The 26,945-nt window shown below is 68.3% G+C and carries 24 protein-coding genes, 1 tRNA gene and 1 pseudogene; 12 read left to right on the forward strand and 14 right to left on the reverse strand.

Annotated elements, in window-relative coordinates:
• The first annotated feature begins 39 nt into the window (after positions 1 to 39).
• Positions 40 to 1,218: a pyridoxal phosphate-dependent aminotransferase gene (locus ABZY45_RS30055; RefSeq protein ID WP_356744974.1), complete on the forward strand. Its 1,179-nt coding sequence runs from the start codon at positions 40 to 42 to the stop codon at positions 1,216 to 1,218.
• A gap of 151 nt (positions 1,219 to 1,369) precedes the next feature.
• On the opposite strand, the gene ABZY45_RS30060 is transcribed toward ABZY45_RS30055, so the two are convergent.
• The 3 genes from ABZY45_RS30060 to clpB form a co-directional block, all read right to left on the reverse strand.
• Positions 1,370 to 1,915 carry a YbjN domain-containing protein gene (locus ABZY45_RS30060; RefSeq protein WP_356744976.1) on the reverse strand — a complete coding sequence of 182 codons (546 nt, stop codon included), beginning with the start codon at positions 1,913 to 1,915 and terminating at the stop codon, positions 1,370 to 1,372.
• Positions 1,916 to 1,997: 82 nt separating this feature from the next.
• Complete coding sequence (locus ABZY45_RS30065) at positions 1,998 to 3,266, reverse strand: MFS transporter (protein WP_356744978.1); 1,269 nt, start codon at positions 3,264 to 3,266, stop codon at positions 1,998 to 2,000.
• A gap of 342 nt (positions 3,267 to 3,608) precedes the next feature.
• Entirely contained in the window at positions 3,609 to 6,209 is a 2,601-nt protein-coding gene (clpB, locus tag ABZY45_RS30070; protein ID WP_356744980.1) for an ATP-dependent chaperone ClpB, read from the reverse strand.
• A 137-nt stretch (positions 6,210 to 6,346) separates the two neighbouring features.
• On the opposite strand from clpB, the gene ABZY45_RS30075 reads away from it, so the two are divergent.
• On the forward strand, positions 6,347 to 6,748 hold the full coding sequence (locus tag ABZY45_RS30075) for a TIGR03618 family F420-dependent PPOX class oxidoreductase (RefSeq protein ID WP_356744982.1): 402 nt from the start codon (positions 6,347 to 6,349) through the stop codon (positions 6,746 to 6,748).
• Positions 6,749 to 6,884: 136 nt separating this feature from the next.
• Here ABZY45_RS30075 and ABZY45_RS30080 read toward each other — a convergent pair whose 3' ends face one another.
• Together ABZY45_RS30080 and ABZY45_RS30085 are read right to left on the reverse strand one after the other, a co-directional pair.
• Positions 6,885 to 7,205, reverse strand: a complete 321-nt coding sequence (locus ABZY45_RS30080) for a (2Fe-2S)-binding protein (protein WP_356744984.1) — start codon at positions 7,203 to 7,205, stop codon at positions 6,885 to 6,887.
• Entirely contained in the window at positions 7,202 to 7,429 is a 228-nt protein-coding gene (locus ABZY45_RS30085) for a 5'-nucleotidase (protein ID WP_356744986.1), read from the reverse strand. The genes ABZY45_RS30080 and ABZY45_RS30085 overlap by 4 nt, the downstream gene beginning before the upstream one ends.
• Positions 7,430 to 7,716: 287 nt before the next feature.
• Between ABZY45_RS30085 and ABZY45_RS30090 the strand changes: the two genes are divergently transcribed.
• Entirely contained in the window at positions 7,717 to 8,562 is an 846-nt protein-coding gene (locus ABZY45_RS30090; protein WP_356745190.1) for a helix-turn-helix transcriptional regulator, read from the forward strand.
• Positions 8,563 to 8,699: 137 nt separating this feature from the next.
• On the forward strand, positions 8,700 to 9,707 hold the full coding sequence (locus ABZY45_RS30095) for a helix-turn-helix transcriptional regulator (RefSeq protein ID WP_356744988.1): 1,008 nt from the start codon (positions 8,700 to 8,702) through the stop codon (positions 9,705 to 9,707).
• Between the two features lie 28 nt (positions 9,708 to 9,735).
• Here the strand turns inward: ABZY45_RS30095 and ABZY45_RS30100 are convergent, their stop codons facing one another.
• The 4 genes from ABZY45_RS30100 to dnaK form a co-directional block, all read right to left on the reverse strand.
• Entirely contained in the window at positions 9,736 to 10,182 is a 447-nt protein-coding gene (locus tag ABZY45_RS30100) for a helix-turn-helix domain-containing protein (RefSeq protein WP_014155378.1), read from the reverse strand.
• Position 10,183: 1 nt separating this feature from the next.
• Positions 10,184 to 11,371: a molecular chaperone DnaJ gene (gene dnaJ / locus ABZY45_RS30105; protein WP_356744990.1), complete on the reverse strand. Its 1,188-nt coding sequence runs from the start codon at positions 11,369 to 11,371 to the stop codon at positions 10,184 to 10,186.
• A gap of 93 nt (positions 11,372 to 11,464) precedes the next feature.
• The gene (gene grpE / locus ABZY45_RS30110) at positions 11,465 to 12,115 is read right to left on the reverse strand and encodes a nucleotide exchange factor GrpE (protein WP_356744992.1); all 651 of its coding nucleotides are present in this window, start codon (positions 12,113 to 12,115) and stop codon (positions 11,465 to 11,467) included.
• The gene (gene dnaK / locus ABZY45_RS30115; protein WP_356744994.1) at positions 12,112 to 13,968 is read right to left on the reverse strand and encodes a molecular chaperone DnaK; all 1,857 of its coding nucleotides are present in this window, start codon (positions 13,966 to 13,968) and stop codon (positions 12,112 to 12,114) included. The genes grpE and dnaK overlap by 4 nt, the downstream gene beginning before the upstream one ends.
• Positions 13,969 to 14,353: 385 nt before the next feature.
• Between dnaK and ABZY45_RS30120 the strand changes: the two genes are divergently transcribed.
• The 3 genes from ABZY45_RS30120 (at position 14,354) to ABZY45_RS30130 (ending at position 18,465) form a co-directional block, all read left to right on the forward strand.
• Complete coding sequence (locus tag ABZY45_RS30120; protein WP_356744996.1) at positions 14,354 to 14,941, forward strand: sugar transferase; 588 nt, start codon at positions 14,354 to 14,356, stop codon at positions 14,939 to 14,941.
• Positions 14,942 to 15,033: 92 nt separating this feature from the next.
• Positions 15,034 to 17,301, forward strand: a complete 2,268-nt coding sequence (locus tag ABZY45_RS30125) for a (Fe-S)-binding protein (RefSeq protein WP_356744998.1) — start codon at positions 15,034 to 15,036, stop codon at positions 17,299 to 17,301.
• Positions 17,302 to 17,535: 234 nt separating this feature from the next.
• Positions 17,536 to 18,465 (forward strand): Yip1 family protein, encoded by a 930-nt coding sequence (locus ABZY45_RS30130; protein WP_356745000.1) that lies wholly within the window; start codon positions 17,536 to 17,538, stop codon positions 18,463 to 18,465.
• 89 nt (positions 18,466 to 18,554) lie between these two features.
• On the opposite strand, the gene ABZY45_RS30135 is transcribed toward ABZY45_RS30130, so the two are convergent.
• Both ABZY45_RS30135 and dcd read right to left on the reverse strand, forming a co-directional pair.
• A complete protein-coding gene (locus ABZY45_RS30135) occupies positions 18,555 to 19,055 on the reverse strand; it encodes a phosphoribosyltransferase (RefSeq protein ID WP_356745002.1) in 501 nt (166 codons plus the stop codon).
• Positions 19,056 to 19,061: 6 nt separating this feature from the next.
• Entirely contained in the window at positions 19,062 to 19,637 is a 576-nt protein-coding gene (dcd, locus tag ABZY45_RS30140; protein WP_356745004.1) for a dCTP deaminase, read from the reverse strand.
• 489 nt (positions 19,638 to 20,126) lie between these two features.
• Here dcd and ABZY45_RS30145 point away from each other — a divergent pair.
• Together ABZY45_RS30145 and ABZY45_RS30150 are read left to right on the forward strand one after the other, a co-directional pair.
• Positions 20,127 to 20,200 (forward strand) — tRNA-Gly (locus ABZY45_RS30145).
• Between the two features lie 453 nt (positions 20,201 to 20,653).
• Complete coding sequence (locus ABZY45_RS30150) at positions 20,654 to 22,075, forward strand: ATP-binding protein (protein WP_356745006.1); 1,422 nt, start codon at positions 20,654 to 20,656, stop codon at positions 22,073 to 22,075.
• A 307-nt stretch (positions 22,076 to 22,382) separates the two neighbouring features.
• Here ABZY45_RS30150 and ABZY45_RS30155 read toward each other — a convergent pair.
• Positions 22,383 to 22,722: pseudogene (locus tag ABZY45_RS30155) on the reverse strand (site-specific integrase); the annotation flags it as partial.
• Between the two features lie 215 nt (positions 22,723 to 22,937).
• On the opposite strand from ABZY45_RS30155, the gene ABZY45_RS30160 reads away from it, so the two are divergent.
• The 3 genes from ABZY45_RS30160 (at position 22,938) to ABZY45_RS30170 (ending at position 24,531) form a co-directional block, all read left to right on the forward strand.
• Positions 22,938 to 23,696 (forward strand): DUF4365 domain-containing protein, encoded by a 759-nt coding sequence (locus ABZY45_RS30160; protein ID WP_356745008.1) that lies wholly within the window; start codon positions 22,938 to 22,940, stop codon positions 23,694 to 23,696.
• Between the two features lie 188 nt (positions 23,697 to 23,884).
• On the forward strand, positions 23,885 to 24,133 hold the full coding sequence (locus ABZY45_RS30165; protein WP_356745010.1) for a hypothetical protein: 249 nt from the start codon (positions 23,885 to 23,887) through the stop codon (positions 24,131 to 24,133).
• Entirely contained in the window at positions 24,130 to 24,531 is a 402-nt protein-coding gene (locus ABZY45_RS30170) for a DNA-binding protein (RefSeq protein ID WP_356745012.1), read from the forward strand. The genes ABZY45_RS30165 and ABZY45_RS30170 overlap by 4 nt, the downstream gene beginning before the upstream one ends.
• 679 nt (positions 24,532 to 25,210) lie before the next feature.
• On the opposite strand, the gene ABZY45_RS30175 is transcribed toward ABZY45_RS30170, so the two are convergent.
• Both ABZY45_RS30175 and ABZY45_RS30180 read right to left on the reverse strand, forming a co-directional pair.
• Positions 25,211 to 26,077, reverse strand: coding sequence for a helix-turn-helix transcriptional regulator (locus ABZY45_RS30175; RefSeq protein ID WP_356745014.1), 867 nt, complete (start codon positions 26,075 to 26,077; stop codon positions 25,211 to 25,213).
• A 240-nt stretch (positions 26,078 to 26,317) separates the two neighbouring features.
• Entirely contained in the window at positions 26,318 to 26,713 is a 396-nt protein-coding gene (locus tag ABZY45_RS30180; protein WP_356745016.1) for a DUF393 domain-containing protein, read from the reverse strand.
• Positions 26,714 to 26,945 lie beyond the last annotated feature (232 nt).

A 26,945-nucleotide genomic window follows, 5' to 3' on the forward strand; every position in this document is an offset into this window, starting at 1 on the left:
GACTTGAGCAACTCCAGAGCTTCGGCCCAGGATGGCCCCATGACACAGGGACGACCGCTGCTCAACCGCCGCCTCACCGACTTCGGTACGACGATCTTCGCGGAGATGTCGGCGCTGGCCGTGCGGACCGGATCGATCAACCTGGGCCAGGGATTCCCCGACACCGACGGCCCGGAGGCGATCCGCGAGGCCGCGGTCCGCGCCGTACGCACCGGCCACGGCAACCAGTACCCGCCCGGCCCCGGCGTCCCCGAACTGCGCGCCGCGGTGTCGGAGCACCAGCAGCGCCACTACGGGCTGGCGTACGACCCCGACACCGAGGTCCTCGTCACCACGGGCGCGACCGAGGCGGTCGCCGCCTCCCTGCTGGCGCTCCTGGAACCGGGCGACGAGGTCATCGCCCTGGAGCCCTACTACGACTCGTACGCCGCCTGCATCGCCATGGCGGGCGGCACCCGCGTGCCCGTCACCCTCCGGCCCCACGAGGGCGCCTTCCGGCTCGATATCGACGAGCTCCGGGCGGCCGTCACCCCCCGCACCCGGCTCATCCTGCTGAACACCCCGCACAACCCGACCGGGACCGTGCTGACCCGGGACGAACTGGCCGCGATCGCCGCGCTGGCCTGTGAGCGGGACCTGCTCGTCATCACCGACGAGGTCTACGAGCACCTGGTCTTCGAGGGTGAGCACATCCCTCTCGCGTCCTTCCCGGGCATGCGCGAGCGGGTGGTCACGATCAGCAGCGCGGGCAAGACGTTCTCGCTGACGGGCTGGAAGATCGGCTGGATCACCGCGAGCCCGGAACTGGTCACCGCGGTGCGCTCCGCCAAGCAGTTCCTCACGTACGTCTCCGGCGGCCCCTTCCAGTACGCCGTCGCGGAGGCCCTGCGGCTGCCCGGAAGCTACTTCGACGAGCTGCGGGCGGACCTGCGCGCCAAGCGGGACCTGCTGAGCGGGGGCCTCGCCGAGGCCGGCTTCGACGTGTACCGGCCCGCCGGGACGTACTTCGTCACCGTCGACATCCGCCCGCTCGGGACCGAGGACGGCTTCGCCTTCTGCCGGGCACTGCCCGAGCGGTGCGGGGTGGTCGCCGTCCCGAACGCCGTCTTCTACGACCACCGTGCGCAGGGCGCGCCCTTCGTGCGCTTCGCGTTCTGCAAGCGCACCGACGTGCTCACCGAGGCGGTCACCCGGCTGAAGAGCCTCCAGGGGGCCTGACCCGGCAGTCCGGAGGCCCGGTGCAGAGCCTCCGAGGGCCTGTCCCCGCCGTGCCGAAGGGCCCGGACAGGGCTGCGGCACGGCGAAGGCCCGGCCCGGGGCCGTGGTCCTGCGACCACAGCCCCGACCGGGCCTTCGCGGTTCGGCCGGATCAGGCCTCGCCGGGCTCCTCGCCCTCCGCCTTCTTCTCGGCGGGCTCCAGGCCCAGGCGCTCCACGAGCCACTTGTCGAACTCGATCGAGGCCCGCACCCAGCTGACCGTCGAGGAGACGAAGTGCTCCAGGCTGACGCCGGTGCCGATGAGCATCTGCGCCTCACCGATCAGCCGCACGGAGGCCGCGGCGCCCTCCTCACCCTCGTGGGAGTGCGTGTAGACCTTGGGCCACAGGGTGCGGCGGTTCCAGTCGTCGATCGCGTCGAGCAGGACCGGGCGCTGGTCCACGGCGTGGGGGCGGTCGTAGAACGTCCGCACCGAGAAGACCTGCTGCTCCTCCTCGCCGCGGAACATGAAGTACGTGCGGAACTCTTCCCACGGCGCGGCGAGGTCGCCCTCGTCGTCGACGACGTACTTGAGCTCCATCTGCTCGAGAAGCTGCTTGACGAGGTCCTGGTCAGGGACCACGGGGCCCTCGGGTCCTGCGGCCTGCGGTTCGGGCTGTCCCCCGAAGTTAGGGATCGAGGACGGGTCGATAGACATCGCTGGGTACTCCTGTGGATCGCACGTGGTTTCCTGGCTTCGACCCTAGCCGCGATCGCGGCCGGTCGTCCCGCCCGCCGTTCTAAGCGCTGAGGGGAATCGTCCCGGCGCTCGTTCCCCGGGCCCGTGACCAGGAAACCCCGACCAGGACCGCGCACAGCGTTCCGACGAGGCCGGCACCGCCGATGGTCTGGGCCGACGAGCCGGACAGCTGCGCCGCCAGCCCGCCCGCCGCCACCCCGATGCCCTGCACGGCGGTCAGCCCGGACCTGGCCAGCCCCAGGGCCTGACCGCGCTGGCCGGCCGGGGTGAGCAGGACGAAGGTCGCCCCGGCGGTGATCTGGTAGACGGAGAAGACGCCCGACACCAGCAGTACCAGGAGGGCCACCCCCACCCCGGGGCCCGCCCAGTAGACGACCAGCGGGAGGTTCGCGCCCACCGCCATCGGCCCGAGCAGCCGGCGCCGCCGCTCGGCGTCGAAGCCGGCCCGCCCGAGCAGCGCGGCCCCCAGGACCATTCCGGCGGGATGCGCGGCGAGCAGCAGCCCCACCGACGCGGCGCTCCCGCCGGCCTCTTCCGCGAACGGGGCGGCCAGGCCCTCCGGGAGCACGATGAACCCCGCCAGCCAGCCGAGCGCGACCAGCGAGCGCAGCCGGGGGTCGGACCAGATCAGCGCTGCCGCGCTCCGCACCTGGGTGTGCATCCGCTTCGGCCGCGCGCCGTCCGCCTCCTCCACCGGCCGCGCCTTCACGCCCAGCCTGATCAGGGCCGCGGAGATCAGGAACGTCACCGCGTTCAGCCCGAGGGAGACGTGGCTGCCGAGCCACACGACCAGCACCCCGCCGACGGCGAAGCCGATCAGCTGTCCGGCCTGATGCGTGACCATCATGACCCGCTGCCCCTGCTCGTACAGACGCTCGCCCAGGACGGCCGGCATCAGGGCGCCTTGCGACGCCCCGAACGGGGCTTCCGCGAGCTGCGCCAGGACGAGGAGCCCGGCCAGCAGCGGCAGGGGCGTGCCCGGCAGCGCCATCAGGCCGACGAGGACCGCGCGCGCCAGATCGCAGCCGATCATGACCGTACGCCGGGGGAAACGGTCGGCGAGACCGGTGAGGAGCACTCCGGACAGCAGTGCGGGCAGGCTCGTCAGCGCGTAGGTCGCCGCGGTCCAGCCGGCCGACTCGGTGCGTTCGAAGACCAGGAGCGACAGGGCGACCCGCGCGAGCTGGTCACCCAGCACCGACTGGGCAAAAGCCGCCCACAGCGTCCGAAATTCGCCGTGGCGAATCAGGGTGCCACTTCTGCGATCCTTCGAATCCGCACCCGGGTCGCCAGATATCCGCTCCGTCATGCGCGTACCTTACCGGCTTCCGAATTCGGCAGAGCCTCCCCCGTCGCAATGGAAAAAGGACCCGGAGTGTCCTGGTATCGAGGGTTCGCCGATCACACGCACCGCCATTGCCACAGCTCCCGCCGGGGGATGACGATATGTATCGCCGCGATACAAAAAGCAGCACCGGAACGTTACGCGCCCACCGGTCGGCCAAGGAATGTAAATTTTCGGCTCGATTTCGTGGGCGATATCCGCCGCTGATGTGTGCCGGATGCACTCATCAAAACGAACGGCACCGCACACACAGGCGTCCCCGGCCGCGACGCGAGGTCTGGCGGCCGGGGACGTGGGGGGACGGTCCTACAGGGTCTTCGCCGCCGTCGCGGTCCCGACGATCAGTCCGTCGCCCGCACGGTCCACCCGGACCGTGTCGCCGTCCTTGACCTCGCCCGCGAGGATCTCCTTCGCGAGCCGGTCCCCGATCGCGGTCTGGATGAGTCGGCGCAGCGGCCGGGCGCCGTAGGCCGGGTCGTTGCCCTCCACCGCCAGCCAGGCCAGCGCGTCGGGGGTGACGTCGAGCTGGATCCGGCGGTCAGCCAGTCGCTGCGCGAGGCGGCCCACCTGCAGCCCCGCGATGTGGGCCAGCTCGTCCCCGGACAGGGCGGAGAAGACGACCAGGTCGTCGAGCCGGTTGAGGAACTCCGGCTTGAAGGAGCTCCGTACGACCTCCAGGACCTGCTCCTTCTTCACCTCGGGCTCGGTCAGGGGATCGATCAGGAACTGGCTGCCCAGGTTCGAGGTGAGGATCAGGATGGTGTTGCGGAAGTCCACCGTCCTGCCCTGCCCGTCGGTGAGCCGGCCGTCGTCGAGCACCTGGAGCAGGATGTCGAAGACCTCGGGGTGCGCCTTCTCGACCTCGTCCAGCAGCACGACGCTGTACGGACGGCGGCGGACCGCCTCCGTGAGCTGACCGCCCTCCTCGTAGCCGACGTATCCGGGCGGAGCCCCGACGAGCCTGGCGACGCTGTGCTTCTCGCTGTACTCGCTCATGTCGATGCGGATCATGGCGCGCTCGTCGTCGAACAGGAAGTCGGCGAGGGCCTTGGCCAGCTCCGTCTTGCCGACCCCGGTCGGACCGAGGAAGAGGAACGAGCCGGTGGGCCGGTCGGGGTCGGCGATCCCCGCCCGCGTGCGGCGTACGGCGTCCGAGACGGACCGCACGGCCTCGGCCTGGCCGATCAGCCGCCTGCCGAGCTCGGACTCCATCCGCAGCAGCTTCTGGGTCTCACCCTCCAGGAGGCGTCCGGCCGGGATGCCGGTCCACGCGCCGACGACGTCGGCGATGTCGTCCGGGCCGACCTCCTCCTTGACCATGGTGTCGACGGCGGCCTCCTGCTCGGCCTCGTCCGCCTCGGCCAGCTCGCGCTCCAGACCGGGGATCTCCCCGTAGAGCAGCTTGGACGCCGTGTCGAAGTCGCCGTCGCGCTGGGCCCTCTCCGCCTGGCCGCGCAGCTCGTCGAGGCGCTCCTTGAGCTCACCGACGCGGTTCAGGCCCTCCTTCTCCTTCTCCCAGCGGGCGGTGAGACCGCGCAGCTCCTCCTCCTTGTCGGCGAGGTCGCGGCGGATCTTCTCCAGCCGCTGCTTGGAGCCCTGGTCGGTCTCGTTCTTGAGCGCCAGCTCCTCCATGTGCAGACGGTCGACGGACCGCTGGAGCTCGTCGATCTCCAGGGGCGAGGAGTCGATCTCCATACGGAGCCGGGAAGCCGCCTCGTCGACGAGGTCGATGGCCTTGTCGGGGAGGAAGCGGGAGGTGATGTAACGGTCGGAGAGCGTCGCGGCGGCCACCAGTGAGGAGTCGGCGATCTGGACCTTGTGGTGCGCCTCGTAGCGGCCCTTGAGGCCACGCAGGATGGCGATGGTGTCCTCGACCGACGGCTCGGCGACCAGGACCTGCTGGAAGCGGCGCTCCAGCGCCGGGTCCTTCTCGATGCGCTCGCGGTACTCGTCCAGCGTGGTGGCGCCGACCATGCGGAGCTCACCGCGGGCGAGCATCGGCTTGAGCATGTTCCCGGCGTCCATCGCGGAGTCGCCGCCCGCGCCCGCGCCGACGACGGTGTGCAGCTCGTCGATGAAGGTGATGATCTGCCCGTCGCTCTCCTTGATCTCGGAGAGGACGGTCTTGAGGCGTTCCTCGAACTCACCGCGGTACTTGGCACCCGCGACCATCGCGCCGAGGTCCAGGGAGACGAGCCGCTTGTTCCGCAGGGACTCGGGGACGTCGCCCTTGACGATGCGCTGGGCGAGGCCCTCGACGACGGCCGTCTTGCCGACGCCGGGCTCACCGATGAGCACGGGGTTGTTCTTCGTGCGGCGCGACAGCACCTGCACGACGCGGCGGATCTCCTGGTCACGGCCGATGACCGGGTCGAGCTTGCCCTCACGCGCGGCGGCCGTGAAGTCCGTTCCGAACTTCTCCAGCGCCTTGTACTGCCCCTCGGGGTCGGGAGTGGTCACCCGGCGCCCTCCCCTGCTCTTCTCGAATGCGTCCAGGAGCTTCTTCGCACTGGCTCCCTGCCCGTCGAGGATCTCACCGGCGCGGCCGCCCTTCGCGGCGACCGCGATCAGCAGGTGCTCGGTGGAGAGATAGTCGTCGCCGAGCTCCTTGGCGCGTCGGTCGGCGTCCGCGAGGACGGCGAGCAGGTCGCGGCTCGGCTGCGGCGGGGCGACCGTGGACCCGGTGACGCTGGGCAGCGCGCCGAGGAGCCGCTCGGTCTCCTCGCGCACGGTCACCTGGTCGGCCTCGACGGAGGCCAGCAGGTCGGTGATGTTCGCGTTGTCCTCGCCCGCGAGCAGCGCAAGCAGCAGATGCCCGGGGGTCAGGTCCGGATGTCCGTCCTTCACGGCCCGGCTGGTGGCCGCGTTGAGGGCGTCCCGGCTCTTGTTGGTCAGCTCTGCGTCCACGGGCGCTGTCTCCTCCTCGTACGGGTGCTTCCACGGAACTATGACTGCAACAACGGGTACAAAGTTGAGTCTATTCCACTCAAGGCCGTGCGGAGGCCTCCGGGGGGCCCGGATGCTCCTGTCTCTAGGCTGACCCCATGCCTGACGTGAGCAACCCCGGCCCCGAGTACCTCGCCTTCTGGCAGGAGCGCCATGTGTGCACCCTGACCACGCTCCGCCCGGACGGCACACCGCACGTGGTGCCCGTCGGGGTGACCTATGACCCGGAGACGCGGCTCGCCCGCATCATCACCGGCAGGAACACCAGGAAGGTCGCCCACGTCCTGGCGGCGGGCCCGGAGGGTGCGCGTGTCGCGGTCTGCCAGATGCAGGGGCGCCGCTGGGCGACCCTGGAGGGCCGCGCGGTGGTCCGCACGGAGCCCGGCGAGATCCAGGACGCCGTACGCCGTTACGCGGAGCGCTACGAGCGCACCCCCCGGCCCAACCCGGAGCGGGTGGTCATCGAGATCGCCGTCGACAGGGCGCTCGGAAAGGGCTGAAAAAGCAGCCGGCAGCAGGCTCGGGGAATTCCGGAAAGAATATCCGGACAGCACAACGGCGCCACCGTGTTCAGGTCACGATGGCGCCGTTGTGTGGGGGAAGTGCCCGAACGACATGGAACGACGGGGGAATCGTTCAGGCACTGCGGGGGGTGGCGGAAATGGTTTCTGGTTCGAACAGCTCATGATCACGCTGGTCGAGATTTACGAAAATCATGCCGTAACGCACGGCACATCGAACAGGCTGCGGCGCTCCGCGCGGCCGACGGAGACAGCGATAGGCGCGGATGTCGTCATCCGTTTCCATCACGACGACGATCGGCTCTCCGAACAGGGTGACCATCAACGAATCGCCCGGGCGGGTGAGTGCCGTGAGCAGATCGATGAAATGCCACCCTGAGCGATACGCCGTGGCCATCTCCCGCCGGAAGGTGCGGTCGTCCGGTGGGATGGTCATGCCGCGGTGCCGGTCGGAGCCGAACCCCACGTGATGTCACTTGGAGCGGCACCCCAGGTGATGTCACCCGATGCCGCGCCCCACGTGATGTCGGTAGGGGCCGCTCCCCAGGTGATGTCACCGGACCCGGCTGTCGCCTGCTCGGCCGGCGCAGCCCCCCAGGTGATGTCGTGGACACCCAACGCACCGTAGGCCAGGGCCCCCACGAAAGCTGTGGCAAGCACCGAGCGAAGCATTCGCTTAGACATTTCGGCTTCGTCCTCACTTGATGGATTCATCTCCCCCGCTCTCAAGACGATGTCTCACGCGGACACGCAAGCACCACTGGATCGATGCATCATGTTCTTGCACGTTCAGGAACATGGGGGGTGGAGATATGGATACATGCGACTCAAATGGGGCGCATCGGCACGGGATCACCCAACTATGCGATGCGGGGCAGCGTCTCTACGCGAGCGCGCTGCGCTCCGGCCGCATACCGCGTTCGGAGGTGGAGCCCGCTCCGTGCCTGATGGACTTCGCCCTGCTCCATCCCGACCCCGACGACGCCGACTGGCTACGTCCGGTTCCGCCGTCGGCGGCCCTCGCCCAGCGGCTGCACCCCATCGAGAGGGAGATCCAGGAGCGCAGACGCCACTCCCTGGAACTCACCGAGTCCTTCGAACCTTTCATGGACATCAGCGCGCAGGATCCGCCCACGACGCACGCAATCACCGTGCTCGAAGGCGGGACGCGCATCAACGCGGCCATCGACGTGGCCACGGCCGAGTGCCGCAGCGAAGTGCTCACCGTGCAGCCCGGGGGGGCGCGCAGCGAGGACATCCTCAGCAAGGGGCTGGAGCGCGGCACGGCCGTGGTGGACCGCGGCGTCAGCATCCGCACCCTCTACCAGCACACGGTGCGCCACCACCACGGCACGTTCGCGTACGCCGAGCGCCTCGCCGAGGGCGTCGAGATACGTACGCTGGAGGAGCTCGTGCAGCGCATGCTCATCTTCGACCGCGCCGTCGCCTTCATTCCCGCTCAGGACGACCTGACGGTCGCGCTGGAACTCCGGCACCCGGGCCTCGTCTCCTACCTGATCAACGTCTTCGAGCAACTCTGGCAACGCGCCACCCCCCTGCTGGAGGACGTGTCGTACACCCCGACTCCCGCCGGGATCAGCGGAGTACAGCGCTCCATCGCCCAACTGCTCGTCGAGGGCCATGTGGACGACTCCATCGCACGGAGGCTGGGCATGAACGTACGCACGTGCCGGGCGCACATAGCCAAGCTCAACGCCGCCCTCGGCAGCGGCAGTCGTGCGCAGCTCGGCTACCTCATCTCGCAGTCGGGAATCCTGGACCGGAAGAGCTGACGGCCGGCGCCCGGTGACGTGTGGAACGGCGCGCGCCGTGGCGGGCTCTCCTGGCCAGGAGGCCCCCACACTCCACCAGGCCACTAGGCTTGCACCACCGGCAACTTGTTGCAGTGCACAAAGCGGGGGGCTCCCAGATGGGAACAGAACCGGTGCAACCGCCGCACCGTCACGGACCTGGAGAACTCTGCGCTCCCGCACTCGAGCTGTACGAGCGGGCGCTGCGCCAGGGGCGGATCGCCCGTCAGGAGCTCGGGGCCGCGCCCTGTCTCACCGCCGGCGCACTGGTCCAGGCAGACCCCTGGGACGAGCACTGGCTGCGCCCGGTACCGCCGTCCGCGGCCCTGTCCCGGCTGTTGCAGCCGCTCACCCGCGAGATCGACGAGCGCATAGAACAGACGCTCCGGCTGACCCGCTCGCTGGCGCCGCTGGCAGCCATCGCCAACGGTGACCCCCATCTGGCCATCACCATGCTGGAGGGGCCCGACGCGATACGTACGGCCATCCAGGAGGCCACCGCCCAGGCCGCCGACGAGGTCCTGACGGCACAGCCGGGGAGCACCAGGCCGCAGGCGACGCTGCGTACGGCACTGGACAACGCCACGACCGCCATCGCCCGGGGCGCCGGGCTCCGGCACATCTACCAGCACCCGGCGCGCTACAGCACACAGGTCAGGGACTACCTGCGCCAGGTACCCGCGGAGTCCCTCCAGGTGCGCACCACCGAGCTGACCGTCGAGCGGCTCCTCATCTTCGACCGGACGGTGGCGTTCATCCCCGCCACCGCCGACCGCAGCGCGGCCCTGCGGATCAGCCACCCCGCACTCGTCCGCTATCTGGTCCAGGTCTACGAGGTCCTCTGGGCGCAGGCCACCCCGCTCACCGAGCAGGTGCCCGGCCCGGCGCCGGGGGTCCAGGTCACGGCCGTGCAGCAGAGCATCGCCCGGCTCCTCAGCGAGGGCCACGTCGACGACGTGGTCGCCCGCAAGCTGGGGATCAGCGTCCGCACCTGCCGCTCCCACATCGCCAGGCTCACGCAGGCCCTCGGCGCGACCAGCCGGACCCATCTCGGCGTCCTGCTCGTGCGGTCCGGCATCGTGGACACCTCCGCGACCATGCGGAAGGGGCCCGTACCGGAGTCGTGAACTCCGCTACGGGCCCCTTCCGGACCGCTCAGTCCTTCGGCCTCTTCGGCCGCCAGACCACCAGCGCGCTGGTCTGCTGCACGTCCTGGTACGGCACGAGGTCCCGCCGGTAGGAGGCGTGCACCTGGGCCTCGCGCTGCTGCATCGCGACCGCCGCCCCGTCCACCGCCGCCGAGAGCTCGGCGACGCGCTGCTGGAGCGCGGCGACCTGGTTCTCCAGCTCGATGATGCGCTTGATGCCCGCGAGGTTGATGCCCTCGTCCTGCGACAACTGCTGGACGGTGCGCAGCAGTTCGATGTCGCGGGCCGAGTAGCGCCGGCCTCGCCCGGCCGTGCGGTCGGGGGAGACCAGGCCGAGACGGTCGTACTGGCGCAGTGTCTGCGGGTGCAGGCCCGAGAGCTGGGCCGCGATCGAGATCACGTACACCGGTGATTCGTCGGTCAGCTGGTACGGATTGCGTCGACGGCCGTCCATCTCAAGCTCCCTTCGCAGCCTGGAACAGCTCCGCCCGCGGGTCCTCCCCCGCGGTCGCCTTCCGGTAGGACTCCAGCGCGTCCTGGGCGTCGGCGCCGAGGTCCGTCGGCACGGACACCTCGACGGTGACCAGGAGGTCGCCCCGGGTGCCGTCCTTGCGCACGGCGCCCTTGCCCCGGGCCCGCATCGTACGTCCGTTGGGCGTGCCCGCCGGGAGTTTCAGGGTGACCGGGGGCCCGCCGAGCGTAGGCACCTTCACCTCGCCGCCGAGCGCCGCCTCCGGGAAGGTGACGGGCACGGTGACCGTGAGGTTGTCGCCCTTGCGGCCGAAGACCGGGTGGGCGTCGACGTGGACCACGACGTACAGGTCGCCGGCCGGGCCGCCGCGCTCGCCCGGGCTGCCCTTGCCGCGCAGCCGGATCCGCTGGTTGTCCAGGACCCCGGCGGGGATCCTGACCTGCATCGTGCGGGCCGACTTCGCCCGGCCGCTGCCCTTGCAGACGTCGCAGGGGTCCTGGGCGATGAGGCCCCGGCCCTTGCAGTCCACGCAGGGGTCGGTGAGCGAGAAGCCGCCACCGGTGCCGCGGGAGACCTGTCCGGTGCCCACACAGGTCGGGCAGACCCGCGGGGTGCCGTTCTTGTCGCCGGTGCCCGAACAGGCCTTGCAGGGTGCCTGGCTGGACATCCGCAGCGGGACCGTGGCCCCGTCGACCGCCTCGGTGAAGCTGAGCGTCACCTCGGACTCGATGTCCTGGCCGCGCCGCGGCTGGACACGTGTGCCACCGCCGCCACGGTTGAAGAGGCCGCCGAAGACGTCTCCCAGACCACCGCCGCCACCACCGAAGCCGCCCGCGCCGCCCTGGGCACCGCCCGGGGCGCCTCCGAAGAGGTCGCCCAGGTCGAAGTTGAAGTTGCCTCCGGCACCGCCGGGACCCGCCCGGAAGCCTCCGTTGCCGAAGAGGGCGCGCGCCTCGTCGTACTCCTTGCGCTTCTTGGGGTCACCGAGGACGTCGTTCGCCTCGGAGATCTCCTTGAAGCGCTCCTCCGCCTTGGCGTCACCCTTGTTGGCGTCCGGGTGGTACTCGCGGGCGAGCTTCCGGTACGCCTTCTTGACCTCGGCGTCGGTGGCGTCCTTGGGGACGCCGAGAACCTTGTAGTAGTCCTTCTCGACGAAGTCCTTCGTGCTCATCGACGTCCCTCCTTCCGGACGATCGGCCGTGCGGCCGGCCCTGTGGCCGGCCGCACGCCCCGTCGGTGTTCACCGCTGTGGTCGGACGGAATGTCAGACCTCTTCGGTGCCACCGCTCTCCTCGTCGTCTGCCTTCTCTTCCTTCGCGGCCGAGGGCGTGGCGCCCGGCTGCGGTTCGGCCACGGCCACCCGCGCGGGGCGGATGGTGCGCTCCCCGATGCGGTACCCAGGCTGCAGGATCGCCACGCAGGTCGTCTCGGTGACGTCCGGTGCGTACGAGTGCATCAGGGCCTCGTGGATCGTCGGGTCGAAGGGCTCGCCCTCCTTGCCGAACTGCTGCAGGCCGAGCTTCGCGACGACCGTCTCCAGCGATTCGGCCACCGACTTGAAGCCGCCGACGAGCTCGCCGTGCTCGCGGGCCCTGCCGACGTCGTCGAGCACGGGCAGGAGCTCGGTCAGGAGACCCGCGACCGCGATCTCCTTGACCGTCACCCGGTCGCGCTCGACGCGGCGACGGTAGTTCTGGTACTCGGCCTGGAGCCGCTGGAGGTCACCCGTGCGCTCGTTGAGCGCGGTGCGGACCTGGTCCAGCTGAGCCGTCAGAGCCGCTGTCTGCGGTACGTCCCCGGCCGGGGCCGCCGCCTCCTCCTCGGAGGGGGTGGCGGCCTTCGGGTCGGCGTCGTCGGAGTTGGCGCCGGAGGGGACGTCAGGCTTCTCGTCGAAGCCCGGAGTCTCCTCGGTCACGCCGCACCGCCCTTCTGGTCCTTCTCGTCGTCCACGATCTCGGCGTCGACGACGTCGTCGTCGGCGGCCTTGGCCTGACCGTCGCCCGGCGCCTCGGCACCCGGCGTCGCACCCTCGGCCTGGGCGTTGGCGTACATCGCCTGGCCCAGCTTCTGGGAGACGGCCGCGACCTTCTCGGTGGCGGTACGGATCTCGGCGGTGTCCTCGCCCTTGAGCTTCTCCTTCAGCTCGGTGAGCGCGGTCTCCACCTCCGTCTTCACGTCACCGGGGACCTTGTCCTCGTTGTCCTTGAGGAACTTCTCCGTCTGGTAGACGAGCTGCTCGCCCTGGTTGCGGGACTCGGCGGCCTCGCGACGGCGGTGGTCCTCGTCGGCGTACTGCTCGGCCTCTTCGCGCATCCGGTTGACCTCGTCCTTCGGCAGCGAGGAGCCGCCGGTGACGGTCATCTTCTGCTCCTTGCCGGTGCCGAGGTCCTTGGCGGCGACGTGCATGATGCCGTTGGCGTCAATGTCGAAGGCGACCTCGATCTGCGGCACACCACGCGGGGCCGGCGGCAGACCCGTGAGCTCGAACATCCCGAGCTTCTTGTTGTACGCCGCGATCTCGCGCTCGCCCTGGTAGACCTGGATCTGCACGGACGGCTGGTTGTCCTCGGCCGTCGTGAAGATCTCGGAACGCTTGGTCGGGATCGTGGTGTTGCGCTCGATGAGCTTCGTCATGATCCCTCCCTTGGTCTCGATGCCGAGGGACAGCGGGGTCACGTCGAGGAGGAGGACGTCCTTGACCTCGCCCTTGAGGACACCGGCCTGGAGCGAGGCGCCGATGGCGACGACCTCGTCCGGGTTCACACCCTTGTTGGCGTCCTGGCCGCCCGTGAGCTCCTTGACGAGCTCGGCGACGGCCGGCATACGGGTCGAGCCACCGACGAGAACGACGTGGTCGATCTCGGAGAGCTGGATGCCCGCGTCCTTGATGACGTTGTGGAACGGGTTCTTGCAGCGGTCCAGGAGGTCCGCCGTCAGCTGCTGGAACTGCGAGCGCGTGAGCTTCTCGTCCAGGTGCAGCGGGCCCTCGGCGGACGCCGTGATGTAGGGCAGGTTGATCGTGGTCTCGGTCGAGGACGAGAGCTCGATCTTCGCCTTCTCCGCGGCCTCGCGGAGACGCTGGAGAGCCATCTTGTCCTTGGACAGGTCCACGCCGTGGCCGTTGGCGAACTGCTTCACCAGGTAGTCGACGACGCGCTGGTCCCAGTCGTCACCACCGAGGTGGTTGTCACCGTTGGTGGCCTTCACCTCGACGACGCCGTCGCCGATCTCCAGGAGGGACACGTCGAAGGTGCCGCCACCGAGGTCGAAGACGAGGATCGTCTGGTCGTCCTTGTCGAGGCCGTACGCCAGCGCGGCGGCGGTCGGCTCGTTGACGATGCGCAGGACGTTCAGGCCCGCGATCTCACCGGCCTCCTTGGTCGCCTGACGCTCGGAGTCGTTGAAGTACGCCGGGACGGTGATCACCGCGTCGGTGACCTTCTCGCCCAGGTACGCCTCGGCGTCGCGCTTCAGCTTCTGCAGGATGAAGGCGCTCATCTGCTGCGGGTTGAAGTTCTTGCCGTCCAGCTCGATCTTCCAGTCAGTGCCCATGTGGCGCTTGACCGAACGGATCGTCCTGTCGACGTTCGTGACCGCCTGGCGCTTGGCGACCTCGCCGACGAGCACCTCGCCGTTCTTCGCGAAGGCGACGACGGACGGCGTGGTCCTGGCGCCTTCGGCGTTGGTGATGACGGTGGGCTCGCCGCCTTCCAGAACGCTCACGACGGAGTTAGTCGTGCCCAGGTCGATGCCGACCGCACGTGCCATTTCGATTCCTCCAACTGACTACTTGAGTGGATCTGACTCAAGGATGCATGACACGCACTCCGGAGTCAAAGGACCTGAGCCGCTTACGCTCAACTTATGTGCTCGCATACGCGATGACCAGGCATTTCCCGGATTCTGAAGGTTGCGCGACCTCCCTCGGCGCCCTCCCGGGGCACTGCGGATCCGCGACACCCGGCACACGGGGCATGCCGTACACACCCCACCCACCATCGCACCGTGGGATCGTTCTGTCACAAAATGCATCGAGACGGTCATACCGTCACCTCACCGACCCCGGGCAGGTGCAATGCGGAACGCGAGGCGGACTGCGACACGAAGGACACGGCACCCCGCCGTCTCCGCGATGGCCGGGGCCGCGGGACCGATGGCCGGGCGCCTGGCGAAGGCGCTCGCGGCCCTGACCGTGAAGCGCCTTCTCGACCTGGCGCTCGGCTCGGCTCTCCTGGTCCTGACCGCCCCCGCGCTGGCACTCGCCGCCCTGGCACTCACCGTGCGGGCCCGCGGGACCGCCGGCGCACTGCGGCGCGAGATCCGGATCGGGCGCGGCGGGCACCCCTTCGAGCTGCGCTCGCTGGACACCCGGCGGCTCCGGCTCGACCTGCTGTCCCGGCTGCCCCACGTCGTACGCGGAGAGCTCTCCCTCATCGGCCCGGTCCCCCTCAGCGCCGAGCAGACCGCCGCGCTCGGGCCCGCCCGGCACTGGCGGCACCGGCTCCGGCCCGGCCTGACCGGCCTGGCCCAGGTCCGCGCCCGCTCGGGAATGCCCTGGGACGAACCCGCCCTCCTGGACGCGTACTACGCAGAGCATCATGGAACACGGCTGGACCTGGCGATCCTGGCGCAATCCGTACGCATCCCCCTGCATGCGGCACTGCGCCGGGTACCGCGCCGGGGGAAGGCTCACCTGAGCGACACAGATCACCGCCTGCCCAACTACAGCGTGGCGGAATAAGTGGATAGTGTCAGCACAGACTGATTAAGTTACTGCTTAGTAATCGCTTGTACGCGCTGGATCCCACCCTCGCAGGCCCGAGGAGCCCCCAAATGCAACTCGCCGCGATCATCGTGTCGCTGGTGCTGACGGTTGTCGGCGTTGCGCTCATCGCCCGAGCCGTCGCGCAGATCTACCGGTTCGTCCGCATCGGACAGCCGGTACCGGCAGGCAGCCGCACCGACGACCCCAAGCAGCGCACGATCACCCTGGTCAAGGAATTCCTCGGCCACACCCGGATGAACCGGTGGGGGATCGTGGGCTTCGCCCACTGGTTCGTCGCGATCGGCTTCCTGACCCTGCCGCCGACGCTGCTCCAGGCGTACGGACAGCTCTTCCAGGCCGACTGGGTGCTGCCGATCGTCGGCGGCTGGCTGCCGTTCGAGATGTACATCGAGTTCATCGGCATCATGACCGTGCTCGGCATCGTCACGCTGATGGCCATCCGCCTGCTGAACCTGCCCTCGCGCGCCGGACGCAAGTCCCGCTTCGCCGGCTCCAAGGCCTGGCAGGCGTACTTCGTCGAGTACGTCATCCTCGTCATCGGCCTGGCGATCCTGGCCCTGCGCGGCCTGGAAGGCGCGATCCACCACGTCGAGGGCTACGAGGCCGCGTACTTCGTCTCGTATCCGCTGGTGCTCGCCTTCAAGGGCCTCGCGCTCGGCACGCTGCAGAACCTCATCTACTTCACCGCGATGATCAAGATCGGCACCTCGCTGATCTGGATGATCACGGTCTCGCTGAACACCAACATGGGTGTCGCCTGGCACCGCTTCCTCGGCTTCCCGAACATCTGGTTCAAGCGGAACGCCGACGGCGAGGTCGCGCTCGGCGCGCTGCAGCCCATGACCAGCGGCGGCAAGGAGATCGACTGGGAGGATCCGGGCGAGGACGACACCTTCGGTGTCTCCCAGGTCGAGCAGTTCTCCTGGAAGGGCATCCTCGACTTCTCGACCTGCACCGAGTGCGGTCGCTGCCAGTCGCAGTGCCCCGCCTGGAACACCGGCAAGCCGCTCTCCCCGAAGCTCCTGATCATGTCCCTGCGCGACCACGCGCACGCCAAGGCGCCGTACCTGCTGGCCGGCGGCGGCAAGGACATGGAGGGCAACGAGAAGGCCTCCGAGGAACAGCTCAAGGACGTCCCCGCCGCCGCACTCGCGGAGGCCGAGCGCCCCCTCATCGGCACCGCCGAGGAGAACGGCGTCATCGACCCGGACGTGCTGTGGTCCTGCACCACCTGCGGTGCCTGCGTCGAGCAGTGCCCGGTCGACATCGAGCACATCGACCACATCGTCGACATGCGCCGCTACCAGGTGATGATCGAGTCCGCGTTCCCGTCCGAGGCGGGCACGATGCTCAAGAACCTGGAGAAGAAGGGCAACCCCTGGGGCCTCGCCAAGAAGCAGCGCGTGGAGTGGACCAAGGAGGTCGACTTCGAGGTCCCGATCGTCGGCAAGGACGTCGAGGACCTCAGCGAGATCGACTACCTCTACTGGGTCGGCTGCGCGGGCGCTCTCGAGGACCGTGCCAAGAAGACGACGAAGGCCTTCGCGGAGCTCCTCCACATCGCGGGCGTCAAGTTCGCGATCATGGGCGGCGACGAGAAGTGCACCGGTGACTCCGCCCGCCGCCTCGGCAACGAGCCGCTGTTCCAGCAGCTCGGCCAGGAGAACGTCGCGATGCTGAACATGGCGTTCGGCGAGGACGACGAGGACGACTCCACCAAGAAGGCGAAGTCGGCGAAGAAGATCGTCGCGACCTGCCCGCACTGCTTCAACACCATCGCGAACGAGTACCCGCAGCTGGGCGGCGAGTACGAGGTCATCCACCACACGCAGCTGCTCCAGCACCTGGTGGACGAGGGCAAGCTGATCCCGGTGACGCCGGTCGAGGGTCTGATCACGTACCACGACCCCTGCTACCTGGGCCGCCACAACAAGATCTACACACCCCCGCGCGAGATCATCGCGAAGGTGCCGGGCCTGCGGAACGAGGAGATGCACCGCCACAAGGAGCGCGGCTTCTGCTGCGGCGCCGGTGGTGCCCGGATGTGGATGGAGGAGCGGATCGGCAAGCGCATCAACAACGAGCGCGTCGACGAAGCCCTGTCGCTCAACCCGGACATCGTCTCGACCGCCTGCCCGTTCTGCCTCGTCATGCTGACCGACTCGGTCAACGGCAAGAAGAACGACGGCAAGGCGAAGGAGTCGGTCCAGGTGGTCGACGTCTCCCAGCTGCTGCTGGAGTCGGTGAAGACGCCCACCGACCCGGCCGGCGACGCGGAGACGGCCGACCAGCCGGAGCCGGAGCCCGTCCAGTAGCTCTGCCCCGCCGCGCGGAAGCGGCCGGACCTGCCTCGGGGGCAGGACCGGCCGCTTCCGCGCTTCCCGGGGCGTCCAGGGGCGCCTGGGGGTCCCAGGAGCACGTCCAGCGGGCGTTGCGGGGTGGGGCGGGCCCCCCAGGGTCCCCTTAGGGGATGTCACAGGTAGGCCGCAAAGGGCCCCTGTTCCCCCGGCTCCCGCCCCGCACCCGCACGGACCAGGTACGTTCGATGTGTGGCTGGATTCAGGATCGGACGCGGCCGGGACAACCGCACACCGCAACAACACCCGCAGCAGCAACAGCCGTACGGCGCGCAGGCACCATCGCAGCAGCCGTACGGCGGGCAGTCGTGGCCCCCGGCAGGAGGCAACGGCGCACCGTACGGAGGGCCCCAAGGGGCCCCGTACGGCGGCGGGCACGGCGGCAACGGACACGGGGGTGCGCAGGGGCACACGGGCGGGCACGGCGAGCCGGAGTACTTCGGCGACCCGTACCACCAGCCCGCGCAGCACGACCCGTACGCCAACGCCCCTGGGCACACCCAGGCGTTCAGCATCGGCGAGGACCCGTACGGCGACGGCAGCACCTACCAGGCCGGCCAGGCCCCCGCGCAGCCGTCGGGGCCCCGGCTGCACTGGAAGCAGCTGCTGAGCGGCATTGTGATGCGGCCGGGACCGACGTTCTGGCAGATGCGCGACTACCCCGTCTGGGGCACCGCGATCGTCGTCACGTTCGTCTACGGCCTGCTCGCGCTCTTCGGCTTCGACCAGGCCCGCGACGAGGCGATCCACGCCGAGGTCTCCACGGCGGCCCCGTACGTGATCTTCACGGGCCTGGGCTTCGTCATCGGTGGACTGGTCCTCGGCGCGGTGACCCACACCCTGGCCCGCCAGCTCGGTGGCACCGGCTCCTGGCAGCCGACCGTCGGCCTGTCGATGCTGATCATGTCGATCACGGACGCGCCCCGCCTGGTCTTCGCCCTCTTCCTGGGCGGCGAGAACTCCCTGGTCCAGATCCTGGGCTGGGTCACCTGGCTGGCCGCGGGAGCGCTGTTCACGTCCATGGTGAGCAAGTCCCACGACCTGCCGTGGCCGAAGGCGCTGGGCGCCTCGGCGATCCAGCTGATCGCGCTGCTCTCGATCATCAAGCTGGGCACGATCTGACCGACCCGGTTCTGACGCGGGAGGGCCCCGGTGGCGTGCCACCGGGGCCCTCCCGCGTCAGAACCGAGACCATGCCTCGCGGCGCGGGCCTACGAGTCGAGCACCTGTCCCTCACGGCGCACGACGGGCTTCTCCACGCTCCACGGGAAGTTGATCCACTGGTCGGTCTTCTTCCACACGTACTCGCACTTCACGAGCGAGTGCGGCTTCTCGTAGATGACCGCGCTGCGCACCTCGGCCACGTGATCGATGCAGAAGTCCCGGACCAGCTTCAGCGTCTTGCCGGTGTCGGCGACGTCGTCGGCGATGAGGACTTTCTTCCGGGTGAAGTCGATGGCGTTCGGAACGGGCGCCAGCATGACGGGCATCTCCAGGGTGGTGTTCACCCCGGTGTAGAACTCCACGTTCACCAGGTGGATGTTCTTGCAGTCCAGGGCGTACGCCAGACCACCGGCGACGAAGACCCCGCCCCGCGCGATGCTCAGCACGACGTCGGGCTCGTAGCCGTCGTCGGCGACCGACTGGGCCAGCTCACGCACGGCACGCCCGAAGGCCTCGTAGTTGAGATTCTCCCGCTCTTCAGCAGCCACGCAGCATCACACCTGAGTCCGATGGAAATTCATGAACGAACGCGAGGCGGTCGGCCCTCGCTGACCCTGGTATCGCGATCCGTAGCGCTCGGATCCGTACGGGAATTCCGAGGGCGAAGTCAGCCGGAACATGCACAGCTGCCCGATCTTCATTCCCGGCCACAGCTTTATCGGCAGGGTCGCCAGATTCGACAGCTCCAGGGTCACGTGCCCCGAGAATCCGGGGTCGATGAAGCCGGCCGTCGAGTGCGTCACCAGCCCGAGCCGCCCCAGCGAACTCTTCCCCTCCAGCCGCGACGCCAGGTCGTCGGGGAGCGAGATGACCTCGTACGTCGACGCCAGGACGAACTCCCCGGGGTGGAGGATGAACGCCTCGTCGCCTTCCGGCTCGACCTGACGCGTCAGGTCCACCTGCTCGACGGCAGGGTCGATATGCGGATAGCGGTGGTTCTCGAACACCCGGAAGTAGCGGTCGAGCCGCACATCGATGCTCGAGGGCTGCACCATCGAAGCGTCGAACGGGTCAATGCGAACCCGCCCGGCATCGATCTCGGCCCGGAGGTCCTTATCTGAGAGAAGCACGCACCGAGGATACGCAGAACGCGCGAGCCGACCCCAACCGGACCGTCCCGCGCGTCCCGCCTCAGATCTCCGACGCCCCGCTAACGCTCCTCGAACACCACGGGAACCGCCTGCCGCAACCGCGCACAGCGCGGACAGCGGATGAGCCGCCCGGGACCGATCCGCTCGGACCCGAGCTGCTGCATCGGGAACGACGAGGTAGCGAAAACGTGCCCCGAGGCACAGCGGACGACGGTGCGCTCCATCGACTCCATCAAGTCCCTTCCCCAACAAGCCTTGGACGAGACCGCCACATTAGGGGATGAACAGGACGCCACTCCAGGCGGCACTCCGACCACCCACGCTACGCCCCCAACTCCCCGCCCCGGCACCCGCGTCCACCCCACCGCCCGCACCCCGGCACGACACACAGACCCCACGGCGACGACGCCGGGGGCCTGAGATGGGGTACAGTGTGGGCGATGCACTGCCGGATGATCGGCGCGCTTCGCGGGTGTAGTTTAATGGTAGAACATGAGCTTCCCAAGCTCAGAGCGCGAGTTCGATTCTCGTCACCCGCTCCATGAAAAAGCCCCAGGCCAGTGGTCGGGGGCTTTCTTGCTGTTCAGACCGGCCTGACCATCCCGTATCACCTCCGCGCCGTGCCCCTCTTCCCGCTATTCAGCGCCCTTCCGCCCGGCCATCACGCCCCGAGCCTGGCTTCAAACAACATCTACAACTACAAGGCGAGTCCAATCTGGCGCGTCGGCATGCGTCGACTGCCGGAGGCGCCTGGACGCAGCCCTGTCACGCACACCTCCCGGCACCCGGCGCCCGCCACTGACGTCGATCGACCCCGGGCGTCGGCGAGTTGGCGTGCCATAACACGGGCCCACCGCATGCAAGCCGGCCTTGATCTTCTCTCGGTCTCACGGGATGTCGGCAACAGCTGCGCAGGAAGCATTGCATTTGCGCAACTTTCATTTATGAAAGTAACCTGCCCTGGCAGAGAATGAACGATCGGCGAGGTGGAACCTGTGAACGGATTCGTTGGGCGTCGTACGGAGCTCGGCCTTCTTGATGACCTGCTGGCCCCTGTACGGACCGGCGGACGCAGCGGGCGGCCCGGGCGCGCCGTATTGATCCGAGGGCGCCGACGCGTCGGCAAGTCCCGGCTCGTGGAGGAGTTCCTGGAACGCTCCGGGCTTCCTCATGTCTTCTTCACCGCAGTAGGCGGCTCGAAGGCCGAGGACCTGGCAGGATTCGCCGCCGAGCTCGCCGTCTCTCCACTCCCCGACGCCGGCCGCGTCGCGGACTTCGCCACCCCGCAGACTTGGGACGCGGCTTTGAGCCTGCTCGCCAGTGTCCTGCCTCAGGACACGCCCAGCGTGGTCGTGCTCGACGAGATGCCCTACCTCGTACGCGAGGACCCCACTTTCGAGGGCGCGCTACAGAAGGCATTCGATCGGACGTTGTCCAAGCTCCCTGTACTACTCGTCCTCATCGGCTCGGACATCGCCATGATGGAGCAGCTGAACACCTACGGTCGCCCCTTCTACCAGCGCGGCACCGAGATGGTCGTACCTCCGCTCAATCCGGCCGAGGTCGCCGCCATGCTCGACCTTCCGCCGGCTGAAGCGTTCGACGCCTTTCTCGTATCCGGCGGCCTCCCGCTCATCCTTGAAGAATGGCCTCCAGGTGCCACCCTCTGGGACTACCTGGAACAGGCACTGGTCCGTCCGACATCCGCCCTCCTCGTCAGTGGCGAGCGCACTCTGGCCGCCGAATTCCCCACCGAGGCACAGGCCCGCACCGTGCTGAGTGCCATCGGACACGGTGAACGCACCTTCACCCTGATCGGCCGGGCAGCCGGCGACCTCAATCCAGGCTCTCTGAAACGTTCCCTGGAGCTCCTCACCAGCCGACGCATGGTGGCGGCCGACCTTCCACTGTCCACCAGGCCGAGCCGCGAGAGCCGCTACCGCGTCACCGATCCGTACCTGCGCTTCTGGCTCTCTTTCCTCGGGCCCGGCATCCCCATGATCGAGCGCGGGCGTGGAGACCGTGTACTCGAATCGATCCGCACCAGTTGGACGTCCTGGCGGGGCCGCGCCGTCGAACCTGTGATCCGCGAGGCCCTGTGGCGCCTGACCGACGACCGGCTGCCGGAGGCCACCAACGTGATCGGCGGCTACTGGACCCGCACCAACGACCCTGAAATCGACCTCGTCGGCGCCGACCGATCTCCTATCGCCAAGAAGATCACCTTCGTCGGATCCATCAAATGGCTGGAGAACAAACCCTTCGACAACCGCGACCTCGCCCGACTCGTCACCCACCGCTCACAACTGCCCGGCACCGACGACTCCACCCCCCTGCTCGCCGTCGCCCGCAGCGGAAGCAGCGCCAACGGCATCCTCAGCCTCACCCCCGACCACCTCATCACCGCTTGGGTGTGACACGCCAAGGGCCGTTTCCCCACAGTGACCGCGTTCGTGCCCCATCCGTGCCCTTCGGAGCGGACAACAGCGGTCAAGCCCGGTGCCCGGAGACCACACCGACCTTGCCCGGCCCGGCCAAACATGCAGGTCAGAGTCACTAAAGCCGTTCAAGAACCATTGATTCCCAAGCTCAGAGCGCGAGTTCGATTCTCGTCACCCGCTCCACGAAAAAGCCCCAGGCCAGCGGCCGGGGTTTTTTGTTGTCCAGACTGGCCAGCGCCACACACCGCCTCCGCACCAGAAGGCTTCTCCTTGGCCTTCACGGGGCGTCGCGCACGAGGCCGTCCGGGCCGCCGGCCACCTTCTGCTGCCGCCCAAGACCGGAGTGCTGTTAGATCAACGCGACCTTCTCCGAGAACTGCCCGGCCCGGACCATCGCTTCCTTGAGGGTGGCCCCGGATCAGGTGGCCTGGGTATGCCCGGTGTGACGGAGGTCGTGAGAAGCGGAAGCCGTCCGGCCAGGCCAACGAGCACACGGGATGTCGGTCCGGAGCCGACAGGACCACGACCCGTTCGACCACCTCTGACTTGATGTCGCCCGGAGGACGGCGACCGGCGGTCAGCTCGGGCGCCGCCATGCGGACGCGGTTGGTCAGCTCGTCCAGGCCCCGATCCCACGTGGGTTGTCGGATCAGGTCGTCCTCAATCGCACGGTTTCCCACGCTGACAGCAATTGACAAGGTGAGCCAGGGAGTTGCACGTCCCGCCACGTTCTTCGAAGGCCACATGCGTGTCAGTGGCTGGTCCTAACCTGGTTCCCGCGCATTCGTGAAGAGGGGGCTATATGCCGAAGGTGCCCGAAAGTAGGCGTATCGGACGCATGGCAGTGAATGAGGTGCGTTCGCTGCTGGAACGGCACGGCCACATCGTGCAGGAGATAGACGGCGGCAACGACCACGGCGAGGATCTGCACATCACCTTCGTCGATAACGGACAGCGGACGGAGGATTCCCTGACCGTGCAGGTGAAGGGCGGAATCTCGACCCGCACCAACAACGGGCACCGCGTACCGGTCGGCAATCACGGGGATAACTGGCGCGATGGCAGCCTTCCCGTTCTCTGCGTGGTCCACGATCCCGAGCGCGGCGGGCTTTTCTGGGCCAATGCGACCCGTCAGCTCCGCCGGGGCAGGGCGCTACGCAAGAAATTGAAGTCGATCGTCGTCCCCAAGGAGTCCGTACTGGACGACGCGAGCCTCAATGTGTTCGTCCAGGCCATGCGGCGCTATCTGGCACGGGAACGCGAGGGAGTCGGCAGGTGGGCGGACATGGCGAACGTCGAGTTCGCTCCGGACGACATCGTCAAACCCTTCGAGAACGAGGTCCACGAACCCATGGTCTTCTGGCAGCGTCGCGGTGAGCCGCACGCCGTCCTTCTCCACCACGACCTGGATTGGGAGCCGGTGCGCATCCAGGAGGGCATGCTCCGCTTCGAGCCAATCCCCTGGGTCGGCAACGTCATCCTTGACATCGCGGAAGCCCACTGGCTGATGGGCTGTTTCAAATCTACGGAGTGGTGGCGACGGCCAATCGACCATCGCGACTCCACTGGGACCCGCCAGCCTTCCAGCCAGCCGTGAGCTACGACTCAACCGTCCCGGGCACACACAGGAGCTTGTTCATACAGCTTCCCACCACACGTCGAGGGCGAAGGGGGGCAACGTCGCGCATGTGGTGTCCCATCCACATTGCATGACTAGCGTCACGAGAGTGGCGATGGGGCGCCCAAACACATACCCTTGCGCGCATACTCCAGTATGCTTGCTGCATGTCCTCAACGACTCGCATCACCGTCACGCTGCCCAGCAACCAGGTGGCGGAACTCCGCAAGCTCACGGACAACGTCTCCGGCTACGTCGCCGAAGCCGTAGCCCGCCAGATCCGGCACCAGCTACTGGGCGACGACCTCCGCCGTCACGAGGAGGAGCACAGCCCCTTCAGCGACGAGGAGCTCGCCGAGGCCCGCGCGAAGATCTTCGGCTCCGCCGAGACCTCCACGGGCGCGGACGCCGCGTGAGCGAACGCATCGAAACCGTCGTCCTGGACTCGGAAGGGCTCTCCGCCTGGATCGCGCAGGACCGCAAGCTCCTCGCCATGCTTCGGGTCTTCCACGACATGGGAGCCGACCTGGTCATCGGGGCCAACACCATCGTGGAAGTCACCCACTCCCGCACCAACATGCCCCGCCTGAACTGGGCCCTGTCCCGCGTCAAGGTGGAGCCCGTCACCGAACAGACGGCGAAAGCAGCAGCGGAACTCCTCAAAGGTGCCGGACTGCACGGGCACAAGTACGCCATCGACGCCACAGTCGCCGAGGTCGCCCTGCGCCAGCCGAAGCCTGTCGCCCTGCTGACCTCCGACAACGACGACATGACCAGCCTCTGCGGCAACCAAGTCCGCATCATCCACCTCTGACCAGTCGGCCCGCCCGGAGCACGCGTCGCGCTGTCAGCTCTCGTGCCCCATCCGTGCCCTTCGGAGCGGACAGCAGCGGACAAGTATGGCTCCCAGAGGCCGCACCGCCCTGGCCCGCACCCGTCAAACATGCAGGCCAGAGCGGCTTCGCCTTCTCAAGAACCGTTGATTCCCGAGGAGCAGAGCGCGAGTTCGATTCTCGTCACCCGCTCTTTTATGAGGCCCATGTCAGCGACCCGGGCCTTTCTTGTTGTCTAGACCGCTTGAGCGGCTGTGCCCTCCGCGTGCCCCGTCTCCGGCTGATACGGATGCCTCGGCGCCGTTCTCGAGCCATCGTCTTGGCCGACCTAGGCGGCGTACGCCTTCGCCAGGGTGACGTGGACGGCGCCATGGCCGCCTGGCTCGCCTTCCTCGACTGCGCCGACGGCATACCGCTCGGTGAAGGTACAGGCCGCCCTCCAGGACATGCGCGTCCGCCCGCGCCGGTACAGCGCCGTCCCGGAGGCCCAAGAGCTCCACGAGCAGGCAGCCCGCGTCGCCGGCTGACCAGAGCGGCTCGCGCTCCGCTCCGCAGGCCGGATTCGCGGTGCGGAGGGCCGGCGCGGTCTCTTCTGAGCCGTCGGCGTCAGGGAGGGGCACGCCCTGATACTCCACCACACCCGGTTCAGTCCTTCGCCCTTCACGGTGTTGCGGCGCCATAGCTCCCGATGATGTCGGAGACGAAGTGCCGAGTGTTGTCAGGGCTGAGTGCCCGGGCTCGCAGGTGGGTGTGGATGAGCTCGTAATGCTCCAGGTCGGAACGTTTTTCCAGGTAGAGGTCGCTGGTCGATCCTTCGAGGTACACCACCCCTGCTTCGGGACTGTCCGCGAAGCTCAGGATCGAGAACTGTCCTGCGGCACCTGAGAGGGCACCCGCGCTGTAGGGGAGGACCTGCACGGTGATGTGCGGTTCGGCGCTCAGTGCGTTCAGGTGCTCCAGTTGCTCGCGCATGAGCCCAGGGCCGCCAACGACTCGACGTAGCGTTGATTCGTCGAGGATGACATATAGGCGCAGTTGGCCAGTGGGGTCGTAGATCCTGTGCTGGCGTCGCAGCCGTACCTTCAGGCGGTTGGATGCCTGCTCAGCGGTGATCAGAGGGATCGTTTCCTCGATGACTGTCTGGGCATAAGCGGGGGTCTGCAGCAGCCCGGGAATGATTATGGGTGCGAAGCAGTGAATGGAGTGAGCGTCGGTCTCCAGGCCGATGTAGATGCTGTAGGGGATGTCGCCGTAGCAATTCCACCAGCCCTGCTGTGCGGATTCTTTCGCCATCCGCATCAGCGAATTGAGTACCTGCTGATCGGTGACGCCGTAGAGGGCACACAGGTCGCGGACGTCGCGGGGGCTGATGGCGCAGTGGCCGTTCTCCAGACGGCTGATCTTCGGCTGGGAGATCAGGAGGCGCTCTGCGACCTGCCCGCCGGTCAGCCCGCTGTCGATGCGGAGTCGACGGAGCTCGGCTCCCAGACGGCGCTTCCTGACAGTGGGGCTCATCCTCGAAACCACGGGGTAGTGCATCTCCGGGCGTAATGGGCGCACTGCTGCTCAACAGGCTGCCAAGATCAAATCTTGAGCACATTGTGCATCGCTGTGCCGAGGTGTCAGCCAACCGCGTGGGGGAGTCCGCCCGTATGGCGTAACACTGAGTGCCCACCGCTGTGACAGAGGGGTTCTGCCTGGCCGTGGTCACCGGCTGCGAGGCGCTCCGACGCGCACCGGAACCACCGCTCTGTCAAAGGCCGCAGGTCAGGGCGCTTGGTATGCGGTCGGCATCGCACAGGCCGGTGAGCCGCCGGGCATTCGGTCCCGGTGGGTGGCGATGATCCGGTAGATGCCATGGGCGATCCAGCGGACCGGTGGCAAGGTGAGCATCCCGCCGGGCCAGGCCCAGATGCCGCCCGCGCGCAGCAGGAGCTTGGCGACGGCCTGCGCGCCGCCGTACACCGTTCCTGTCGGCGAGACGTACAGGAGTTCGTGCTGGGCTCTCCGTCGGCTGACGCCGAGAGCATCGAGGTCTGTGAACTGCCAGGGTGTAACGGCGCACTTGGGCCGCAAGCGCCGCATGAGATAGGTCAGCGAGGTGGTACAGAAGGCGCAGTCACCGTCGTAGACCACCACTGGGAGTACAGATCGCTTGGGCATGGGCTCGTCCTGTCTGAGTGCACCTCCCTGCGCGGGGGAGCTGTCCGGTAGCCCGGTTCGAGTCCGGCTGGGCGGCGGGTCCGCGCTGCGGTGGAGCACCCTGTGCCAGAGGGCCCGGCCCGTCAGTTCGGCAGACCCCTTGTGCAGGAATTCTGACGGCTTACGCCTCCTGCCCTCAGGCAAGAGGTGCGGGCACGGGCCGGCGCTGTCGGTCTTGCGGCGCGCTTGCCGG

The organism is Streptomyces sp. NPDC006516 (genome assembly GCF_040611875.1).
GTDB lineage: Bacteria > Actinomycetota > Actinomycetes > Streptomycetales > Streptomycetaceae > Streptomyces.